This window comes from Roseovarius sp. Pro17 (genome assembly GCF_035599575.1).
Classification (GTDB): Bacteria; Pseudomonadota; Alphaproteobacteria; order Rhodobacterales; family Rhodobacteraceae; genus Roseovarius.
This window is the reverse complement of the sequence record NZ_CP141179.1, coordinates 3178616-3198371: the sequence shown is the minus strand read 5'-3', so window position 1 is coordinate 3198371 and position 19756 is coordinate 3178616. Positions and strand designations below refer to the sequence as shown.

The window sequence follows — 19756 nt, the reverse complement described above, 5'->3', positions numbered from 1 at the left end:
CCGCTAGCCTGCGCCCTTAAAACTTCTCCAGACTTGTATAGAGTCTGCCCAAGCAAAGGACGGGCAAATGAAGGCACGATCTGTCTGACGTCAGCGCCTGTGGGACAGATTTGAGGAATTGAACAACGGAGGATTTCTGGTTCATCGTAACCTTCATGGAGTGAAGATGAACAAGAAATCCGGAACGTCTAAGGACGCAGCTGACAAGCTGGTCAAGAACATCCGCCGCAAGACCCGTCAGACCTATTCGGCTGAGGAGAAGATCCGCATCGTCTTGGCGGGTCTGCGAGGCGAAGAGAGCATTTCGGTGCTCTGTCGCCGTGAAGGCATCGCCGAAAGCCTATATTACAGCTGGTCGAAGGAATTCCTTGAGGCTGGCAAGCGGCGATTGTCCGGCGACACGGCCCGGCAGGCAACGTCGCCAGAAGTCAAAGATCTGCGCTCGGAGTCACTTGCCCTGAAGGAATGCGTGGCAGACCTGACCCTTGAGAACCGTCTGCTCAAAAAAAGCATGACAGGGGCTGGGGAGGCAGAGAAATGAGGTATCCCGCGTCCGAGAAGCTGGAAATCATCCGAACGGTTGAAGGCTCACATCTACCGGCCAGGCAGACCCTCGACATGCTGGGCATCCCGCGCGCGACCTTCTACCGTTGGTATGATCGTTATGTCGACGGCGGCCTTGATGCCCTGGCGGACCACGCACCCCGTCCAGGTTCTGTCTGGAACCGTATTCCACAGGATCGGCGCGATGATTTGATCGAGTTCGCGCTGGAATTTGAGGCCCTGACGACACGGGAGCTGGCGGTGAAATACACCGACGAGAAGCGGTATTTTATATCTGAATCATCAGCATATCGTATTCTGAAGGAAGCTGACCTGATCACGGCGCCCGCGCATGTGGTGATCAAGGCGGCCGACGAGTTTAAAGACAAAACCACGGCAATCAACCAGATGTGGCAGACCGATTTCACCTACTTCAAGATCATCGGGTGGGGCTGGTATTACCTCAGCACGATCCTGGACGATTACAGCCGCTACATCATTGCGTGGAAGCTCTGCAGCACCATGCGTGCTGCCGATGTGACCGACACTATCGAGTTGGCTCTGGCGGAATCGGGTTGCGACCAGGCGGTCGTGCGCCACAAGCCGCGGCTGCTCAGCGACAACGGCTCATGCTATATCTCTGGCGATCTGGCCGATTGGCTGGAGGATCACAAAATGACGCACGTCCGCGGGGCGCCATTCCACCCACAGACACAAGGCAAGATCGAACGCTGGCACCAAACTATGAAGAACCGGGTTCTGCTGGAGAATTACTACCTGCCCGGCGATCTCGAGCAGCAGATCGGGGCCTTCGTCGAATATTACAATAACCAACGATACCACGAGAGTCTGAACAACGTCACACCCGCCGACGTCTACTTCGGCCGCGATAAAGCCATTCTCAGGGAAAGGGAGAAGATCAAGAAACAGACAATCCGACAGCGCCGCTTGCAACACCAGAAACAAGCCGCATAATCAATCACACGAACGAGCCAGAGCCTCCAATGCTCAAGCCGCTCTGATGTCCCATTTTATTTGACGACGGACAGCACGATCTACGGACGAACAGATCATTGCAATGATCTAGGAACAGGAGGCTGGAGAGAAGACCGCCGACATAGGACGATGGCACGGGATTCATTGACCGAGAGGTAGTTTTGCAACGTCCTGCAAATACAAGTCGAATTATGGGGGATGGAGCCGTCGGACGCAAAGTGACTGAGGGCTTTGGAAGGCAAGAATAGCAAGCTGAAGAAGCTGCTTGCTGAGCAGTTGCTGGATAACGCGATGCCGAGAGACGTCGAAAAAAGTGGTGGCGCCCGTGGGGAAGCGGAAGGTTGTGGTTAACCTGATGGAAGCCTGTCAGGTCAGTCAGCGACTGGCGTGTGATATGTTGCAGGTCGATAGGTCTTTGATGCGATATCAATCGCGTCTGGTCGACAACGCTGGCTTGCGGGATGCAATCAAACGGGTTTCCCGAGACCGGCGGTGATTTGGTTATCGGTTATCCGCGCGATGTTTGCACGAGAGGGATTTGACGTGAACCATGGTAAGCTGAAGAGGATCTACACCGAGAATAAGCTCCAAGTGCGCCGCAGAGGCGGCAGAAAGCGCGCATTAGGCACTAGGAAGCCGATGGTGCTACCTGAACCGCCCAAACCAGCGGAGTGGCCGCTGGATTTCGTGTCTGACACACTGACACGCTCTCATCGATAGTGCGTATCGATTGCCGGGTAATGGACGTTCGTCGTTTTCGTATCCTAGCGGTCGTAGACGATCAAACCCCTGAGAGCTTGGTTCTGGTCGCGGACACATCGTTGTCGGAGCAGCGCGTTGCCCATGAGTTTGATCAGGTGATCAATGAGCGAGGTATGTCGAAGACAATTGTGTAGAATAACGGCACAGAGGTCCCCGGCGTGGCCACCCTCAAATGGGTCCAGGAGACGGGTCTCGACTGGCACTTCATCGCACCCGTCAAGCCTCATCAGAACGGTTTCACCGAAAGCTTCAATGGCAAGCTGCGGCTCTCTCGGCAGATCGCTATGCAATCGCCCGCCCGGTAATAGACGAATGCTCGTCTGGCAATTCGCGCCATCGCACCACGGCGCCCACACCCCAAAAAACCGCCTCCACGAACAGCCGGCGAAGACGTCGGCTCCGTCCCGGATCAGTAGATTTTCCCAACGCGATAACGTTCGATGATGCTTCAAAGGGCATCGCTCAGGGCTCTTCGGGTCAAACATGCCGCCTGATCGAAACCTTGAATCAGACGTTAGCTGATTTAGAGATCCTGAACCTCAACAACCCCTAGTCCAGCATCACTGCCAGCTATCCAACTGCGCAATATTTCGGGGCCCAAGGTTTACTATTATACCCTTGTTTTGATTGATTATGGATGCTTTCGCCTGCATTCTGCCTTATACGGCATGTCGCGGACAATTCGACTTCAGGCTTGAGCCGGAAAACTATTGTCAGCTCCGTCACCCAGCGCAGGTGGACCGTGATATAGCGTCTGCCAACGTATACAATATTGAGGTATTCAATGCATATCCTTTTGACAGGCGGTGCTGGTTATATCGGTACACATGTGATGCTTTGCTGCTTGGAAGCTGGGCATAGCGTCACGGTGGTCGATGACTTTTCGAATAGCTCGCCCAAGGCGATTGCCCGGGTAGAAGCACTAGCTGGATGTCGTGTAGTGTTTCATCAAGGCGATATTCGTGATGCGGCGCTGCTTGATCGCGTCTTCCAAGAGTCAAAGATCGATACCGTATTGCACTTTGCGGGTCTTAAGGCCGTCAACGAGAGTGTTGAAAACCCTCTTTCCTATTACGATGTGAATGTGGGTGGCACTATCGCGCTTGCTCAGGCGATGGGACGAGCGGGGGTGTTTCGGCTTGTCTTTAGTTCAACCGCATCTGTCTACGGTGAGCAGGAAAAGATGCCTTTGACCGAGAGCAGTCCTATTGACGATCCCACCAGCCCCTATGGCCGCTCAAAACGGATGGTGGAACAAATACTCGAGGATCACTGTGCATCAGACCCACGCTGGGCAATAGCCGTACTGCGTTATTTTAATCCTGCTGGAGCGCACATTAGTGGACAGATCGGAGAGGATCCGCGCGGTACACCTGCGAATCTAATACCATATGCGACGCAAGTAGCGATTGGACAGCGTGCGGCGCTGTCTGTGTTTGGGAATGACTACCCCACGCCTGATGGCACGGGGGTGCGCGACTATATCCATGTTATGGATTTAGCGGCCGGACATTTGATGGCTGTGGATTACTTGCGGATGCATATGGGATACCGTGTCTGGAATCTTGGAACGGGCAGAGGGCATTCGGTCCTTCAGATTGTCCAAGAGCTAGAAAACATCATTGGCAAGCCGTTGCCAACAAACTTTGCGGAACGACGTTCGGGCGACATAGCACAATGCTGGGCAGATCCAGCACGTGCCGAGCGCGAACTGGGATGGCGGGCGCAGCATGACCTCAACGAGATGCTTGCCGATCACTGGCGCTGGCAGAAACTAAATCCGAAAGGCTATGATAGTTGAAGAGTGAAATTATCTTTAATTCCACCTTTTGACAGCAATACGCATATCGACCGGAAATGACGGAACAATAGCGTTCAAAGCGATCATGCGGCACCAAAGCAACTGCCCTGAACCCTTCAGACGTTCTGGCCCCTGATAACTGCATAGCCGCGCTCATGGCAATCGACGCTATCATGACCATCAGGACGGCCATAACTCAGCCACGTAGTCCAGCGGCTGCTTCAAGATGGTTTTTGACTGGAATCCATTGGCCGCAGCAACCCAATAAAACATGGCAATCTAGCCATCTCAGCTGAAAATAACGTAACAATCGCTTTCAGTCACTCTTGCGGCACTCCGGTTTTTGGGTAGGTCGTGACAACCTTCCACACGATTTCCTGCATCAAACGTGCGGCCTCTTCGCCCGGATCTGTCGCGGCAGATCCGTCAGCGCGTTTCAGGGTATGAGGTAGGCCGACAGGGGATTTCTGGTACAGCACCGAATACTGGGTGAGCGCAATCAGATACGCGCCGAGGTCGTTGAAGTGGATGTCGTCGGAAAAGAGGTCTTCGCGGGTTTTGACCGGCCCGACCCCACCCTGGCTCTCCACCGCGCGCACGAAGCGGGCCATGACCTGACCGGCGGGAATCACATAAATCGGGCGGGTTGCATCTCCATAGGATAGGGCGCGACGAAGTATCTCGGTTTCCCAATACCGATCCAGATCGCGATCAATGCGGTTCAGCCAGCCCTCTTCATCGATCAACTCATGCCAAGTTTCGTAGAGGTAGACGTTAAGATCCGGATTCGCATCCCATCCGGCCTTGGCCCATTCATGCAAGTATTTTGCACTGTCAAAATACTTGATCGCGCTGCGTATTTCGACCATTTCGGTCATGATCAGCGCATCATATTCGCCGGATAAAACGGCCTCTTTGGCATCGCGATAGCGCGGATGGTCGTTTTCCGTCTCGAACCCGTTGATGGGCTCATCCGGTTCCCAGTGCGCCTTAAGCGGCGTGCCCCAACCCAACTGGCTGTCATAGACGTGCCCACTGCCGGCAAGCTGTGCCAGCATGGCTGGCATGTCGCGCCCGACCAAGCTGTGTCCGATGTAAAAGGCAGCTTGCGAACCGGTCGGTATTGGCGCCGGATCGGTGTAGAGGGCATCAAACTTGGCCTTGTCCAACGGCTTGGCAGATCCGCACCGGGCCACGCCCCCGCAGGCGGCGAGGAGCAACAAAAGAGCGACCGGGGCAAGCCGTTTCAGGCGGGTATGAAGTCGGGGGAATATGGTCATGGCATGGGGTGGGTAAATTATTTCACTTACATGAGCAGTATTCTGCTAGTTGGTTTCTATTCAAGAGGTGTAAACAATTCACATGGAACATGCGTCGTGCCATGGTGAGGCAAAGGCACTACCTTACACAAGTCATTATATCTGAAAGCCCTAGTATATCTCATGCTTCCAACACTTGACGCTCTTGCCGGAAAATATGCGCTTGCGCGTCCTGTCAATCGGCCAGCGACCCTCTTTCTTGGGCGACCTTTTACAAAAGGCGCGAGGAAGAAACTGGTCATCTACTATGAGCCCAATAGCATCAGTTTCACCCAAGTTTATCCTTTCCTCTACTATCAGGACACGCTGAAAGCCCGCTTTGGGCTGGAGGTCAGATGCTATCCGGTCACCAAACTGCTTGCGGGCGGGGCCGTGCGGCACGATGACGCCGATATTGTGCTGCTTCAGGCGTGGTTCACGGTGTCCGAGGATACTCTGCAAGACGTGTTTGGCCGACTCGTACAGGCCAACCCGCAAGCCTCAATTTCATTTATGGATACCTTTGCTCATAGTGACATCCGGATGGCGCGCCATCTGGAACCTAACGTCGATTTCTACCTCAAGAAATCTGTATTCAGGGACGAACAGGATTTCCTGCGTCCGTTTCGAGGCGGTACAAATCTTACAGAATACTATGGCGATCTGTACGGGATTGATGCGGATCCGATCGATTGGAACGTACCGGAAAGCATGGTTGAGAAACTGCGCCTGAGCCCGAATTTTTTCACGGATCCTCGTTTTTTGCACGATTTCGCCACGAAGGATGCGCCCTCACACACGGACCGTCCAATCGATATCCAGACCCGGTTTGGCATTCGCGGTACGGATTGGTACCAAGCGATGCGCCAGCAAGCGTTGGACCGTGTCCGCGCGATCCCCGGTCTGAAGCTTTCTGCGCCAGATACCATCTCCTGGGCGAAATACATGCAGGAAATGCGCCACTCAAAGCTATGTCTAAGCCCTTTTGGCTACGGCGAGCTATGCTGGCGCGATGTCGAGGCTGTTGCGACCGGATCGGTTTTGATCAAGCCGGATATGAGCCATCTGGATACAAGGCCCGATATCTACGAGGCCGGGGTTACGTATCTTCCGATTAAATGGGATTTCAGCGATCTGGAGGATGTCGTTCAAATGGCCCTGTCGGATGCCGGGCTGCGACGGGATATCACGCAAAATGCTTATCAAAGAGTTGCAGAATACGTGAGAGACAAGCGTTTCGTCGACGATATGGCGTTTCTCTTCGACAAGCTCTGAAGGCCCAATGCGTTTCAAGTCGTTGCCGAGGCAGGGATGATCAGACATGCGGCGCATCGAGCGGGCGCGTGCGGACCGCTAGAGTATTCTGTAGCAAGTTAGTATAAAGCCGCCTGCGAATGCAAACTGCCCGCTCAACCTGCCAAAAACGGATTTTTTTGATGGCAGAGCCAGAAAACTGTGTCTTGCCAAGTCGGGCTGAATTTCGACCATCTCAAAGCCGATCATCTCGCCGGTTAGTGGGTACTGGGCTTTGTAGACACTTTCCTTGCAGCTAAAGATCAGTTTGGCCAATCGGTCGCGATCAGCCAGCGGATGGCGGTCAAGCCAGCGGCGCTCGTTTGGGGTGCAGATGATCTGTTCCAGGTCAGCGGGCAGGGCGGTGTCCGGTTCGATGTCAATGCCGATGCTGCGGGCCGTGCCCGATAGGGCAATTGCGGCAATGCAGACCCTGTCGCAATGGGCAATACTTCCAATCATGCCCGTGGGCCAGAGCGGGGCGCGATCGGGGGCCTGAAGGACCGGCTGCGGCGGCAAGCCAAGCTCTGCCATGGCCTGCCGGGCGGCGACGCGGCCGGCGGTGAATTCAAGCCGCCGTTTGCGCACTGCCTTGGCAATAGCCGGTGTCTCTTGGGGCCACAGACCGCCACCGGCCTCAGTGGGATCGGTTACGCCAATCCCGAAATCTGGCCCCAAAAGGTTTTGCAGCGCATCAGCTACGACCGCCTGACGGGTCATGCAGTGTTGGATGGGCGCCTTGCCCGCATCGCACGGCGGCGCGACATGGCATCGCTGCGGCTGGCGGCCTTGTCTTCTGCTGCCGGGCTATTCTGCGGCGTTTCAGGTTCTGCGGCACCGGTTTTTTCGTCGACGGTTGCGGCCAGCGCCGAGAGGGTCGGAAAGCGGAAGATGTCCGTAATGCTCAGCTTCGGAACCGCAAGGTGCTTGCGGATCTCGCGATGCGCCTGGACCGCCAGAAGGGAATGCCCGCCGAGATCAAAGAAATTATCGCGCCCGCCAATATTGGGGATACCAAGAATCTGAGACCATATGGCCGCAATCTTTTGCACCGTATCGCCGCCATTAGCGACTTTGGCTGTGGCTGTGGCTGTGGCTGTGGCTGTGGCTGTGGCTGTGTCAGCGGGCTGCGCGGCGGCGACACGCGGCGCAGGGGCTGGCAGTGCCTTGCGATCAATCTTCTTGTTCGGTGTCAGCGGCAAGCTGTCCAGCGTGACGAAATGCGTCGGCACCATATAATCCGGCAGGTTCGCCGCAAGGCGTTCGCGCAAATTGCTGTCGCTGACAGGGGCGTCGGTTATTAGATAGGCGACGAGCTGGGTCAGCCCCGGGGTATCTTCGCGGGCCATGACCACCGATTGACGCACGCCGGGGAAGGCGTCGATGACGCTCTCGATTTCGCCCAGCTCAATCCGGTAGCCGCGCAGTTTGACCTGATGATCGGCGCGGCCCAGAAAATCGAGCCGCCCATCGGTGCGCCAGCGCGCCAGATCACCGGTATGGTACATAGGGGCGTCAGTGCCGCTAAAGGGGTCGTCCACAAAACGCTCTTCCGTCAGGTCGGGCCGTTGCCAGTAGCCGCGTGCCACCCCTGCACCTGCGATATAAAGATCTCCGGGTTGGCCGACGGGAACAGGGCGCAGATCTTCGTCCAGCACATAGACCTGCGTATTGGCTATGGGCCGACCGATATTGACGATCCCCTCGACGGGGATGGCGGTTTCGGTCGTCGACCAGATGGTCGTTTCTGTGGGGCCGTACATGTTTTCAATATGCGCGTCGGTCAGAGTAGCAAGCTCTGAAACCAGAGAACCGGACAGCGCCTCGCCGCCGATCATCACGTGCTTTATCCTTTTGAGGGCATATCTTGCCTCGTCGTTCATCAACAACATCTGCGCCATGCTCGGCGTGCATTGCAGATGGGTCACGTCGTGCCGGACGATCTGGGCAGCGATTGAAAAATCGTCATCGGGCAATGTTTCTGCGGTGTTGGACTGACGCAGCACCTCGGTCAGGGGCTTCAGACCCTCCAGAACGTCATCCACGGGGATCCCGTATTCAATTAGGCAGGCGATTTCACTGACGCCGATCCGCTTTAGCTGCTCGACTCGGTCGAGACAGTCCTCAATCGTGCCAAACAGCCCAGAGTCCTCAAAATACCGCTCGAACGCGAAATCAAGGATGCCTTCCATTTCGTCCGGCTCAAGCTCTCCTAGGTCAAGTTCGAACGGATTGGTTACACCCTCGGGTTTTTTGAAGGCAGGAAAGGCCCAAGCGTATTGCTTGATCAAGCCAGCGGCCGAGCGCAGGTAGTCCTTCATTGGCCCACTGGCGACATCGCGCGCCTTTTCGCGCGTTTCGGCCACGAAGGTGTGCAGCATCAGGGTGATCTTGAAATCATCTGGATTATGGCCTGCCTTTCGCAACTCAGCGTGATAGAGACCGATCTTTTCGGCTACTTCGTCAGCGCTCTGGCCCAGAAGATGGGTCAGGATATGGGCGCCGTGACGGCCGGCATCCTTCCAAGTTTCGGGGTTACCAGCGGTCGTGACCCAAATTTCAGGCGCGTCCGAGACGGGTCTGGGCTGGGTCAGCACTGCATGCATCTCGCCGTTTTGGCGGGGAAACTCGACCGGCTCGCCCTTCCACAACTTGCGCAGGTCGCGGATGGCGTCGAACATCGCTTCCTTGTTTTGTGGAGGCGTGTTTTCAGGCTTCAGTAGGAAATCGTCCGGCTGCCAACCAGATGCAATGGCAAGACCTGCACGCCCATTGGTGAGGTTGTCGACCACCGACCATTCCTCGGCAATGCGGGCGATGTGGTGCAGCGGGGCAACGCAACTGCCTGCGCGCACAGCGATATTGCGCGTGACCGCTGCGACGGCGGCCCCGGTGACGGACGGGTTGGGGTAGGGCCCACCGAAAGCGTGGAAATGCCGTTCCGGCGTCCAAACGGCGCAGAACCCGTTTTGATCGGCGAACTTGGCGCCTTCCAGCATCAGCCGGTACTTCTCACGCCCCGGCTTGTCGTCATTCCCCCAATAATAGAGGCTAAACTCCATGCCTTTTCCTGAGACGGCCCGCCGTTGTGTAGATGCTCCTGCCACAAGGGCGCGATTTTCGTCGCTGCTGAGGATCAGCTTGAAGCCACGGGTCAGGGTCCAGAACAGTTCCAGAACCGAGATGTCGAAGGACAGACTGGTTACGGCCAGCCAGATGCCCGGCGGGTCATGCCGGATGCGGGCGTCCATACCGGTGAAGAAGTTTGATACATTCCGGTGCTCGATCATCACACCCTTGGGCCGCCCGGTTGAGCCCGAGGTATAGATCACGTAAGCGATATCCTTTGACGTAACATCGCTTTGAGGATTGTCCTGCCGGGTCTCTTGCAGCACCTGTTTGGTGTCGAGAAGAAGAACCTGAGCGTCGTGAGGCGGCAAGTCCGCCGCCAGATCGGATTGCGTGATGACGACTGGTGCGGCGCTATCCTCAATATAGAGCGCGGTGCGGTCGGCGGGATAGGCCGGATCCATCGGGACATAGCCAGCGCCGGCCTTTAGTATGGCCAGCGCACCTATTAGCAGATCAGGTGAGCGGCGGGTATGGATCCCGACCAGCGTTCCCGGCCCGACCCCCATGTCACGCAGAATATGCGCGGCCTGATTGGCGCGCGTATTCAGTTGGGAATATGTGAGAGTTTCACCCTCGAAAACGATGGCGTCCGCGTCCGGTGTCCGGGCAACCTGAGCTTCGAAAAGCTGGTGAATACATGCGGTTTCGTCATAATCGGCAACCGTGTCGTTCCATGTGCGCAGGACCAGAGTCTGCTCGGTCTCCGGCAGGATGGGCAGGTCTGTCGCCTCAAGATCATCCGATGCCGGATCACTCATCAGGGTGCATAGATGCTCCAGGCGGGCAGCGATCAGGTCAAGCGCGTCTTCGGTGACATGGCCGCTATTGGCGACGAGCGTGGCGTCTCCATCGGCCATCAAAAGTGTCAGCGACGTCCCCTCAATCAGACCCTGCGTTATGTCTTGGGATAGGCCAACCGCAGGAATGCAAGGCTGGCGAAGGTCGGGAATGCGGGCCGCCAGATCACATGGGAACCCGCCAAGTTCGCGAGCGGTTTTGATGTCGCGGGCAAGGGCGTCGCGGACCGCCGCAACAGTTTGGCGGATTTCGGTCCGAACCGGAACCCAATCACTGATGTAGCCCGATTGCGGGGTATCCGGCCCGCCCGGTAACTGCCAGGCAATGTCGATCTGGTCGGTTTCACCAAGACGGGCGACAAATAACGCCAGCGCTGCTTGCAGAATTTCGGGGCTGGCGGTTTTGCGAAGCTGCAGCGCCTTTTGAATGGCCCGCCCGGAGTCTGCGCCCGGATCGATCAGCGATAATTCGGGATGTATCATCGTCTCCAGTCGCGCGCGCCGATGCGCTTCGCCCGGCAATGCACTGGCCAGGGCGGCGGAGATCAGTTCTGCCTCCTGCGCCGTGACCGATGGGAGCAGGTCACCGGGCCGCGCAATGGCATCGGCGCGAACGATTGCGCCAAAACAATCTCGGAATTCACTCAGAATAATGGGCCGGGTTCCTGTCGCCACAGTCAGGGTTCCGGAATCGGCGGCGATCACCGTGCCGGGGACGGCGTCCGGGCCCTTATCCGCAATAGTGGCGGTTCGGGGCAGCCATATCTGGTCTGCGGCGGCGATTTTCGGGCAACATAGCGGATTCCAGTAATCCCCATGATCGAGCGCGCGGACCAAGGCGGCCAGGGCTTCGGCGGGTTGCGTGAAATCCAACCGGCCTGCGGCCTTGGGTCGGTCGTCCCGCGCAAAGTAGCTGCGCTGCGACAGATCCTGCGGTGTGAGTTCCGGAGCGCCTGAGGCAAGCGCACTGATGACCGCACCAAAGCTTTCGATTGCTGCGCTGTAGCATTTTGTATTCAGGGTCAGGCCGGTATCCCTGTCGCTGATGTCGAATTGGGTCTGGGATATGATATCGCCCTTGTCGATCTCCCCTGAAATCATGTGCCAGGTGATGCCATGCCGTTGTTTCTGATTGATCAGGGCCCAGATCGGCGCGTTCAGACCCGCATAACTAGGCAGGGGGCCGTCGTGAAAATTCACCGCGCCCTTAGCGGCCATGTCCAGAACAGCCTGCGGGATGAGGTCGAGATTGGCGATGCTGAAAAGCCAGTCAAACTCGCTATCGACAAGCCGTTCGGCAAGACCGGCGCCCGGCGCATGGACGGGCAGATCATGGGATTTGGCCCAGTCCCGGACATCGCGATTACGGGTGACGACCGCAGCAATGGCATGCCCGCCTTCCAGCAGCATTTCACCGCATTGAACAGCGAGGGATTCATTGCCAATGATTACAGAGCGGAACATGGACATGACTAATCTCCGATAGCGGGTTTGGCGCAGTCGGCTTTTCTGCGCCTGAACACAAAGACGGCCCGGCTCAAGGCGCGCAAATCATGCCGTGCCATGGTGACCAGGAAATTGGGCTTAACATCTAGGGGCTTGCGGGTCACAAGGCAACGCAGCCAGTGCAGCCCGCCACCGGCGAGATGTGCAAGCGTGGCAACCGCAGCATAGAGAGAACCGTGGTTTTTGACAAAGTAATGCAAGCGCGAGTCGAACCAGTAATTCGGCACCTTTTCCCAGCCTTTCATGCCAGTTGTGACCGAACCGATATGCGCGACTTCGCTTTTGGGAACAAAGGCAGTGCGATATCCGGCACGGCGCGCGCGCAGACACAGATCGGTTTCCTCGAAATAGAGAAAGAAGGTTTCGTCGAAAAGGCCGATCTCATCCAGCACAGGTTGGCGCATCATCAGGCTGGCGCCAGCCAACCAGTCAACCAAGCTATCTTGGGACGGGGTCTGCACAGGGACAGCATGGGCGGCGAGCAATTTGGACACGGGACCGAACTTGATCGCCCCCTCGAACTCGCTGAAAACCGACGGAAACCGGAACGTGGTCAGGTGTGTTTCGCCGTCCTCGCCGTGGATATAACTGCCTGCAAAGCCGATTTCGGGATTGGCGTCGAGATAGGTCAGCAGGTGCCCGATCGCGTCGGGTGCCGGAAAGGCATCCGAATTCAGGACATAGACGTAGTCGGGTCTTGAGCCGTCAGCCAGCCCGGCACGGATGCCGACATTGTTGCCAGCACCAAAGCCGCCGTTGCGGCCCGACTGTAAGACCCTCACACGATCCCACCCACTTTTCGCGATATGGGCCGAGATAGCCTCGAATGATCCATCTTGGGAATCGTTGTCGACAATAACGATTTCACCGGAAATTCCGTCCATTGCGGCCAAGGCCGCTTCGGTCGAGCGCAGGGTCATCGGCGCTGTCTTGTAATTCAGAATGATGGTCAGAACGTTTGGGTTGGGCATGGGATTATTCAGCCGCCTTTTTAAGTTGGTTCTTTGCCGTCCCGAAAGTGTCCCGCCGTGCCTGCTCGGCAGTCTCAATACAGCGCTTCATTCGGGCGGCCAGAACGCGGACATTGGGTTCGAGAACCATGGAATCGTGATCACCGGGCACCTCGATCACCTCGACTTGCGGCGCCCATTTCGCCCAGTCGTTGTCATGTATGACATAGTGTCGGTCCGCATTGACGAGGCGGTCAGGCGCGACCTGCCATTTCCCGACCATGGGGGGGCGGAACAGGGTCAGTGGGCCGCCCCAGGGCGAAACCTCATAAGAGCTCACGCTGTCCAGAAACGCGGCTTCGATGGCAGTGTCGTGAAACTGCTGTCCGGCTTCCACTTCGGCTTCGTCGTCGGGCTGACTGCGTTTCTTTAGTTCCCATGCGATCCTGTTGCGCAGCCATTGGGCGGGATAGGCAAGGCCCTTGCCGCGCAGATCCAACCACTGGATCATGGCTCGGTCGCGGGTGGTCAGTGGCGGACGCACCGGAAGCGGGGTGTCGAGCATGACTAGCGCGGCGATATCTTCGCCATCTGCGACCAATTGCTGGGCAATCTCGTATGCGGTAATACCTCCGCCGGAAAAACCACCGACCATATAAGGTCCGTTTGGCTGGACCATGCGCATCTCGGCAATATAGTCGCGCGCCGCCTCGACGATCGAGTGATGCGGTTCTTCATTGCCGTAAAGCCCCCTGGCCTGCAGACCGTAAAACGGACGGTCGGTGCCCAGAAGATGAGCCAGATGACGCAGGTTCAGCACATTTCCGAACATTCCGGCCACCAGGAAAAATGGAGTTTTCGAGCCGCCTTCCCCCGAATGCATGGGGACAAGATGCGTGAAGCGGCGCTCGGGCGCGGCGGCGGGCGTTGACGCATCCGCTTCGTCGTCGCTTCCGGGTGCGATGCCTTGGGCGGCGATCAGATCGGCGCATTTGCGGATGGTAGGGGCCTCGAATAGCACCGAGATCGGGAAATCAACCTGATATGCTTTGCGGATCTGGGCAAAGAGCCGCACGGCAATCAGGGAATGTCCGCCTAAGTCGAAAAAGCTGTCTTCGACCCCGATCTGGTCCACGCCAAGCAAGTCTTGCCAGAAGCCGGCCAGCCGATTTTCGATTTCATTTGCAGGGGCGACATAGTCCGAGTCCAGCTGGGGACGCTCGAATTTCTGCTCGACCCCACCTGCGCCTGCATCCTCTGGTCCCGCCTGACGGATCAGATCGCCCAGCTCGAGGGACGACACGATGACCTGCGGCTGTTGCACAGCCAGCGCCCTGAGAAAGAGATCGGCCCCCTGCTCGGCCCGGATACCTTGCGACAGGTTATGCTGCAGCCGTTCTTCGGCCGCAGACAACGGTCTGGGGCCCTCATCGGCGCGCGGTGTTTTTGCATGCTGTGCAGCGCCCGCCGCGAAGGCGACACCCTGTTCCATGCGACGGATTGAGAAACCGGTGATGTCGACACAGATGCTACCGTCTGGGGCCGCGATAGTGATATCGAAACTGGCCGTTTCGCTATCGCCCCGGTTGGCGCCGGCGTTGCGGACCCAACTGACGACTTCGGCGGGCAAGGCCCGAAAGACGCGGACCGACCGATACGAAACCGGCACCCACAGATGGGTAGGCTCATATCCGGCGATGAGGTCCATCGCCCAACCGGTAGCAAGATCCATCAGACCGGGATGCAGGCGGTAACCGTCTTGAATGTCATCCTGCACCTTTGCGGGCAGGCGCAGATGCGCGACCCCCTCGCCGTCGCCCAAGGCGCTTGACTGCAGGACATGCCACCGTGCCCCGAATTTCAGATGCGCCTCTTGCCGGGATCTAAGCCAGGCACCGTCGGGCGCCTTGGCTATGGATTTGGTGCATCTGGCGCGGATCGCATCCAGATCGAGAGGCGCGGGGGCGGTTTGAGGCAAGAATGACAAAGTGGCTTGAGCGTTTTGCTCAAAGCTGGTTCCGTCACCGCTTTCGACGGTGAATTCGTATCCGGTATCGTTGCGCGGCAGAGTTACACGAATGGCGCGGTCCTGATCATCCGGAACGGCAAGCGGGCGCAGGAAGTAAAGGTCGCGGATTTCGAAACCGCTCGTTTCACCTTGGGCGTGCAAGGCTTGGGCTGCCAGTTCTAGATAGCCGGTTCCCGGCATGATCGCATCGCCAGCTATGGTGCGGTGATCGTCGAGGAACCAGCGTTCTGCTGCCTGATATTGGGTAGTGAACAGTTGGTTCCCGATGCCATCGAATGAGGCTTCGTCCAGCATGGGCACCCCGGCGGGTTTGACTGGCGGCGGGGTGACGCTGCCTGTTCGGGCTTCCATCGCGTCGGCGGCCATGCCGACATCGGCCCACAGCCCCCAGTTAATGGCGCGCACCAGTGTCTGGTCGCCAGCGCGGGATTTGGCGTAGGCGTTGAGATACTCGTTCGCCGCCACGTAATCGACTTGGCCAGCCGGGGCCGTCGCGGTGGACGTCGATGCAAACAGGACCAGCCAGTCAAGTGTTCCGTCCGGAAAGACGGTGTCCAGAACCTGCGTGCCGTGGATTTTCGATGCAAAGACATCCTCGATCCCGGTTATGGTCTTGCTTAGAATGGGGGCGTCGTCGATCAGGCCCGCAGCGTGGATAACGCCATTGATCGTGCCCAGACTTTGTTCGACATGGTCACGCGCGGCCCGCATATCTTCGACATTGCTGACGTCGGCCGTGATGCAGGTGACTTGTCCGCCGGCGTCCTCTAGGCGCTGGACGGCCCGGATGCGTTTTGCAACGGGGTCCTGCGGGGCGAGCTGATCTAGCATCTGCGCCCAGGCGTCGCGCTCCGGCAGCGCGCTTCTGGCCAGCAGCACGATGCGGGCCGATGCCTTGCGGATCAGCATTTCGGCAATGGTCAGGCCGATCCCGCCAAATCCGCCGGTGATCAGGTAGATGCCGTTTTCCTGCAGCGGCGCCGTATCTGTTTCAGGCTCGGGCAGGGGGAGCGACCGATAGGTCAGCTCAAACCGTTTTTCTCCGCGCAGTGCGGCGGTCAGCGAGGCGGGTGGCGATAGAAGATCCTCAAGAACACGGTCGGATAGTTTCCGCATCGCCGCCGGGTCCAGTGCCTTGCGCCGCGTTCCGCCTGTTTCCGGCAGGATCAGGTCCAGCACGGAGCAGCTTCGCCCCGGAAATTCGCGGGGCATTACCCGGGCTGGACCCATCACCGTTGCTTTTTCGGGATAGGGCAGGGGCTCATCGCGAACCTGAACCGCGCCGTTCGTCAGCACTGTCACATGCAGGGGCTGGGACAGGCCCTCGTCTGCCATGGCCTGAGTCAGGAAAAGTAGGCTGTAAAATCCCTGTTCCTGGGTGCGGTGGAAAAAACTGCTGCCCGGACGGAAGCTTTCGGTCTTCGTCAGCAGCCAACCATGCACGATCCGGGTCGGAATCATCTCGCGAGCGGCCAGATCGCGGATCAGCGCATCATAGCTTTCGCGTCCTCGCTCGGGGGCGATCACATAGCTCTTGTCACCGGTTCTGGCGAAGGTGTCACCGGGGGTGACTGTAATGACGGGATGTCCTGCGGCGCGCAGCCGCTCAGAGACGATTCCAGTCAACCCGGCATCATCGTCGAAGATCAGCCAGGTTTCCTGCCCGGCTGCGGCCAGATCGTTCGTCACGTCGACATCGCAAGCGGCATAGCGCGGGGTCCAAGCGGGCCTATATCCCCATTCTGCGGGATCCTCGCTGCGCATCAGCCAATGCGATCCGGTATCAGCCGCCGCCTTGCCGGGTTCGATGAAATAGGGCGCGCGCTGAAAGGCATAGGTGGGCAGCGGGACGCGGTTGCGCCGTGCCTCACCCCAAATCTGGCCCCAGTCGAACGTGCCGCCAACGGCCCAGAGCCGGCCCAGCATGGCCAGAAAATAGGCGTCATCGGGGATATCGTCCTGGGGATGGCGCAGGCTGCTGATGACCTGATTTGCAGTGACTTTGTCATTTTGTGACGTCAACGAGGCCAACGCCTTGCCGGGTCCAACCTCGATGAAGACGCGGTCCGGGGTTTCGGCCAGTGTCGTCATGCAGTCGGCAAAGCGAACCGTATTGCGCAGATGTCCGACCCAATAGTCGGGATCAGTCGTTTCCTCGGCGGTGATGTAGGTGCCCGTCCGGTTTGAGACGAACGGGATCTGCGGAGCGTGCAATTCGATCGAGCGCAGATAATTGCCGAACTCTTCGAGAATGGGGGCGAGCATCCGGGAATGTGCTGCGATGTCGATCGGAATGCGCTGGCAGTCGACTTCGCGGGCGGTCAGCTCTGCCTGCAGTGTATCAAGTGCGGCTTGCGCGCCCGTCGCCACGCTCAGACCCGGCGCGTTGATCGCGGCAAGGTCGAGGTCTTCGCCGAGCAGAGGCAGAAGCTCGGACGCAGGGAGGGCCACGCTGAGCATGCCGCCCGCCGGAACCGTATCAAAAAGCTTGCCGCGCAAATGCACCAGACCGATGCAATCTTCGAAGGAAAAGACACCAGCCAGGCAGGCGGCCGTATTTTCGCCCATGGAATGGCCGACGAACGCCGTCGGCTTTACGCCCCAGAACATCCAGAGTTGTGCCAAAGCGTATTCGACTATCATGATTAGCGGCAATTGCACCGATGGGGCCTGTAGCCGTGCATCAGCCGCACCCTCCTGGCCTGTTTCCGGCAGCCAGATGGCGCGGATGTCGTAGTCAAGCTTGGGCTGAAGGATTTCGAGACCGCGATCCATCCATTCGGCAAAGACCGGCTCTGTTTCATAGAGATCGCGGGCCATCCCGGCATATTGCGCCCCACCACCGGGAAACATAAAGACGATCTCTGGGTCTTCGGTCACAACGGAATGGCTGAAAACCCGCCGCGGATCGTTCTCCTCCAGCATCTTTGCTGCCTGCTCGTGAGTTTCGGCCACAACGACCCGGCGTTTTTCGAAACCCCGGCGTCCTTGCTTGAGCGTCCAGGCCACATCGGCCAGCGGCTGTTCGGGGTGGGCGCGCAAGTGATCCGCCAGCGCCTGGCTACCCGCATCAAGTGCCGCTTTGGAGCGTGCCGATGATACGAGAATCTGGAACGGCCAGTCAGACGGGTCCGATGCCGTGGGTTCGGGGGCTTCCTCCAGCACGGCATGGGCGTTCGTGCCGCCAACTCCGAGGGAATTGACCCCGGCCCGCCGCGGCCCTTTGTGGGATATCCAATCAACAAGGCGGTCGTTCACGCGAAACGGGCTGTTTTCGAAATCGATGGTCGGGTTGGCCCTCTCGTATCCCAAGCTCGGCGGGATCTGACGGTTATGCAGCGATAGCGCCGTCTTGATAAGGCTGGCGGCACCGGCCGCAGTATCGAGATGGCCGATATTGGTTTTGACCGACCCGACCCGGCAGTACCCGGTCTCTTGCGTGGTTTCCGAAAACGCTTGGGTCAGGGCCGCGATCTCAATCGGATCGCCCAGATACGTGCCAGTGCCGTGGCATTCAACATAATCGATCGTGTCGGCCGTAACCTCGGCCATTGTGTGAGCTTCGGCGATGGCGGCGGCCTGACCGTCAACCGACGGGGCCAGATAGCCGGCTTTGGCCGCGCCGTCATTATTGATCGCGGTGCCGCGGATGACGCCCCATATGTGATCGCCGTCGGCAATGGCATCGGCCAGCCTGCGCAACACGACGACACCAGCCCCCGATCCAAATACGGTGCCCTGAGCGCGGTGGTCGAAGGCGTGGCAATGGCCATCCGGCGACAGCACTTCGCCTTCCTTATAGAGATATCCCCTGTTTTGGGGCAGTTCTATCGTCACACCGCCTGCCAGAGCCATGTCGCATTCACCGGTCAGAAGTGACTGGCAGGCGTAATGCGCGGCCACCAGCGAGGTCGAGCAGGCTGTCTGAATGCTGATACTGGGCCCCGTCAGGTCCATAATATGACTGAGCCGGGTGGACAGAAAATCCTTGTCGTTGCCGGTATGGCGCAGCAGGAACATCCCCACACTGTCGACAAGATCGGGGTTGGAGCAGACGTTGAAATAGAAATAACTGCCCATGCCGCAGCCAGCGTAGACGCCGATGGGGCCTGAAAAGCCTTCGGGCGTGTGTCCGGCGTTCTCAAATGCCTCCCAGGCCACTTCCAGAAGCTGGCGGTGCTGGGGGTCCATGATCGCCGCTTCTTTGGGAGACAGGCCAAAGAATTCGGCATCAAAGGTCTCGAACCCGTCCAAGGGCGCGGCAGTGGGCACGTAGTCGTCACGCCTGAGAAGATGCGCCGCCTCTCCGGCTGCCAGTAGCTCTTCCTCGCTCAGCTGACGGATGGATTCCACTCCGTCCCGCAGATTGGTCCAATAGCTGTCGATCGACGCCGCCCCCGGCAGGTGGGCGGCCATCCCGACAATGGCGATGTCGTTCTCTCTTTTGAGATTGCTCTGGTTCATATTGTCCATGGATGCATTGGGAAATCTTACGTCAGCAGGTCTGAATCATCAAATAATTCAGGTGTTTTTAAGGCAATTATTTGATCTTAGAATGCGCTCAGGGTCCTTGATGCTACTTTATACAAAAAATCCGTCACAGAAGAAACGCCAGACTTCCGTCGAAAGTTTCAACTCATCGACCCGAC

Annotated in this window: 9 protein-coding genes; 4 read left to right on the top strand and 5 right to left on the bottom strand. The window is 58.1% G+C overall.

The window, feature by feature from the left end; all coding sequences use genetic code 11:
• Window positions 1-166 precede the first annotated feature (166 nt).
• From U3654_RS15415 to galE, 3 genes are all read left to right on the top strand, one after another.
• A protein-coding gene (locus U3654_RS15415; RefSeq protein WP_324751533.1) for an IS3 family transposase occupies window positions 167-1518 on the top strand; the annotation gives its coding sequence in 2 pieces (ribosomal slippage) (window positions 167-503 and window positions 503-1518; 1353 coding nt in all).
• 941 nt (window positions 1519-2459) lie between these two features.
• Window positions 2460-2606 (top strand): integrase core domain-containing protein, encoded by a 147-nt coding sequence (locus tag U3654_RS15410; RefSeq protein WP_324752433.1) that lies wholly within the window; start codon window positions 2460-2462, stop codon window positions 2604-2606.
• Between the two features lie 479 nt (window positions 2607-3085).
• The gene (galE, locus tag U3654_RS15405; protein WP_324752432.1) at window positions 3086-4102 is read left to right on the top strand and encodes a UDP-glucose 4-epimerase GalE; all 1017 of its coding nucleotides are present in this window, start codon (window positions 3086-3088) and stop codon (window positions 4100-4102) included.
• Between the two features lie 320 nt (window positions 4103-4422).
• Here the strand turns inward: galE and U3654_RS15400 are convergent, their stop codons facing one another.
• Window positions 4423-5382, bottom strand: coding sequence for a hypothetical protein (locus tag U3654_RS15400; RefSeq protein ID WP_324752431.1), 960 nt, complete (start codon window positions 5380-5382; stop codon window positions 4423-4425).
• 162 nt (window positions 5383-5544) lie between these two features.
• On the opposite strand from U3654_RS15400, the gene U3654_RS15395 reads away from it, so the two are divergent.
• Entirely contained in the window at window positions 5545-6675 is a 1131-nt protein-coding gene (locus U3654_RS15395; RefSeq protein ID WP_324752430.1) for a glycosyltransferase family 1 protein, read from the top strand.
• A gap of 78 nt (window positions 6676-6753) precedes the next feature.
• On the opposite strand, the gene U3654_RS15390 is transcribed toward U3654_RS15395, so the two are convergent.
• The 4 genes from U3654_RS15390 to U3654_RS15375 are packed head-to-tail and all read right to left on the bottom strand — an operon-like array spanning window position 6754 to window position 19580.
• Complete coding sequence (locus U3654_RS15390; protein ID WP_324752429.1) at window positions 6754-7413, bottom strand: 4'-phosphopantetheinyl transferase family protein; 660 nt, start codon at window positions 7411-7413, stop codon at window positions 6754-6756.
• Window positions 7410-12092 carry a MupA/Atu3671 family FMN-dependent luciferase-like monooxygenase gene (locus tag U3654_RS15385; protein ID WP_324752428.1) on the bottom strand — a complete coding sequence of 1561 codons (4683 nt, stop codon included), beginning with the start codon at window positions 12090-12092 and terminating at the stop codon, window positions 7410-7412. Before U3654_RS15385 ends, U3654_RS15390 begins: the two co-directional genes overlap by 4 nt.
• Window positions 12093-12094: 2 nt before the next feature.
• Window positions 12095-13099, bottom strand: coding sequence for a glycosyltransferase family 2 protein (locus U3654_RS15380; RefSeq protein ID WP_324752427.1), 1005 nt, complete (start codon window positions 13097-13099; stop codon window positions 12095-12097).
• Window positions 13100-13103: 4 nt separating this feature from the next.
• The gene (locus U3654_RS15375; protein ID WP_324752426.1) at window positions 13104-19580 is read right to left on the bottom strand and encodes a type I polyketide synthase; all 6477 of its coding nucleotides are present in this window, start codon (window positions 19578-19580) and stop codon (window positions 13104-13106) included.
• Window positions 19581-19756 lie beyond the last annotated feature (176 nt).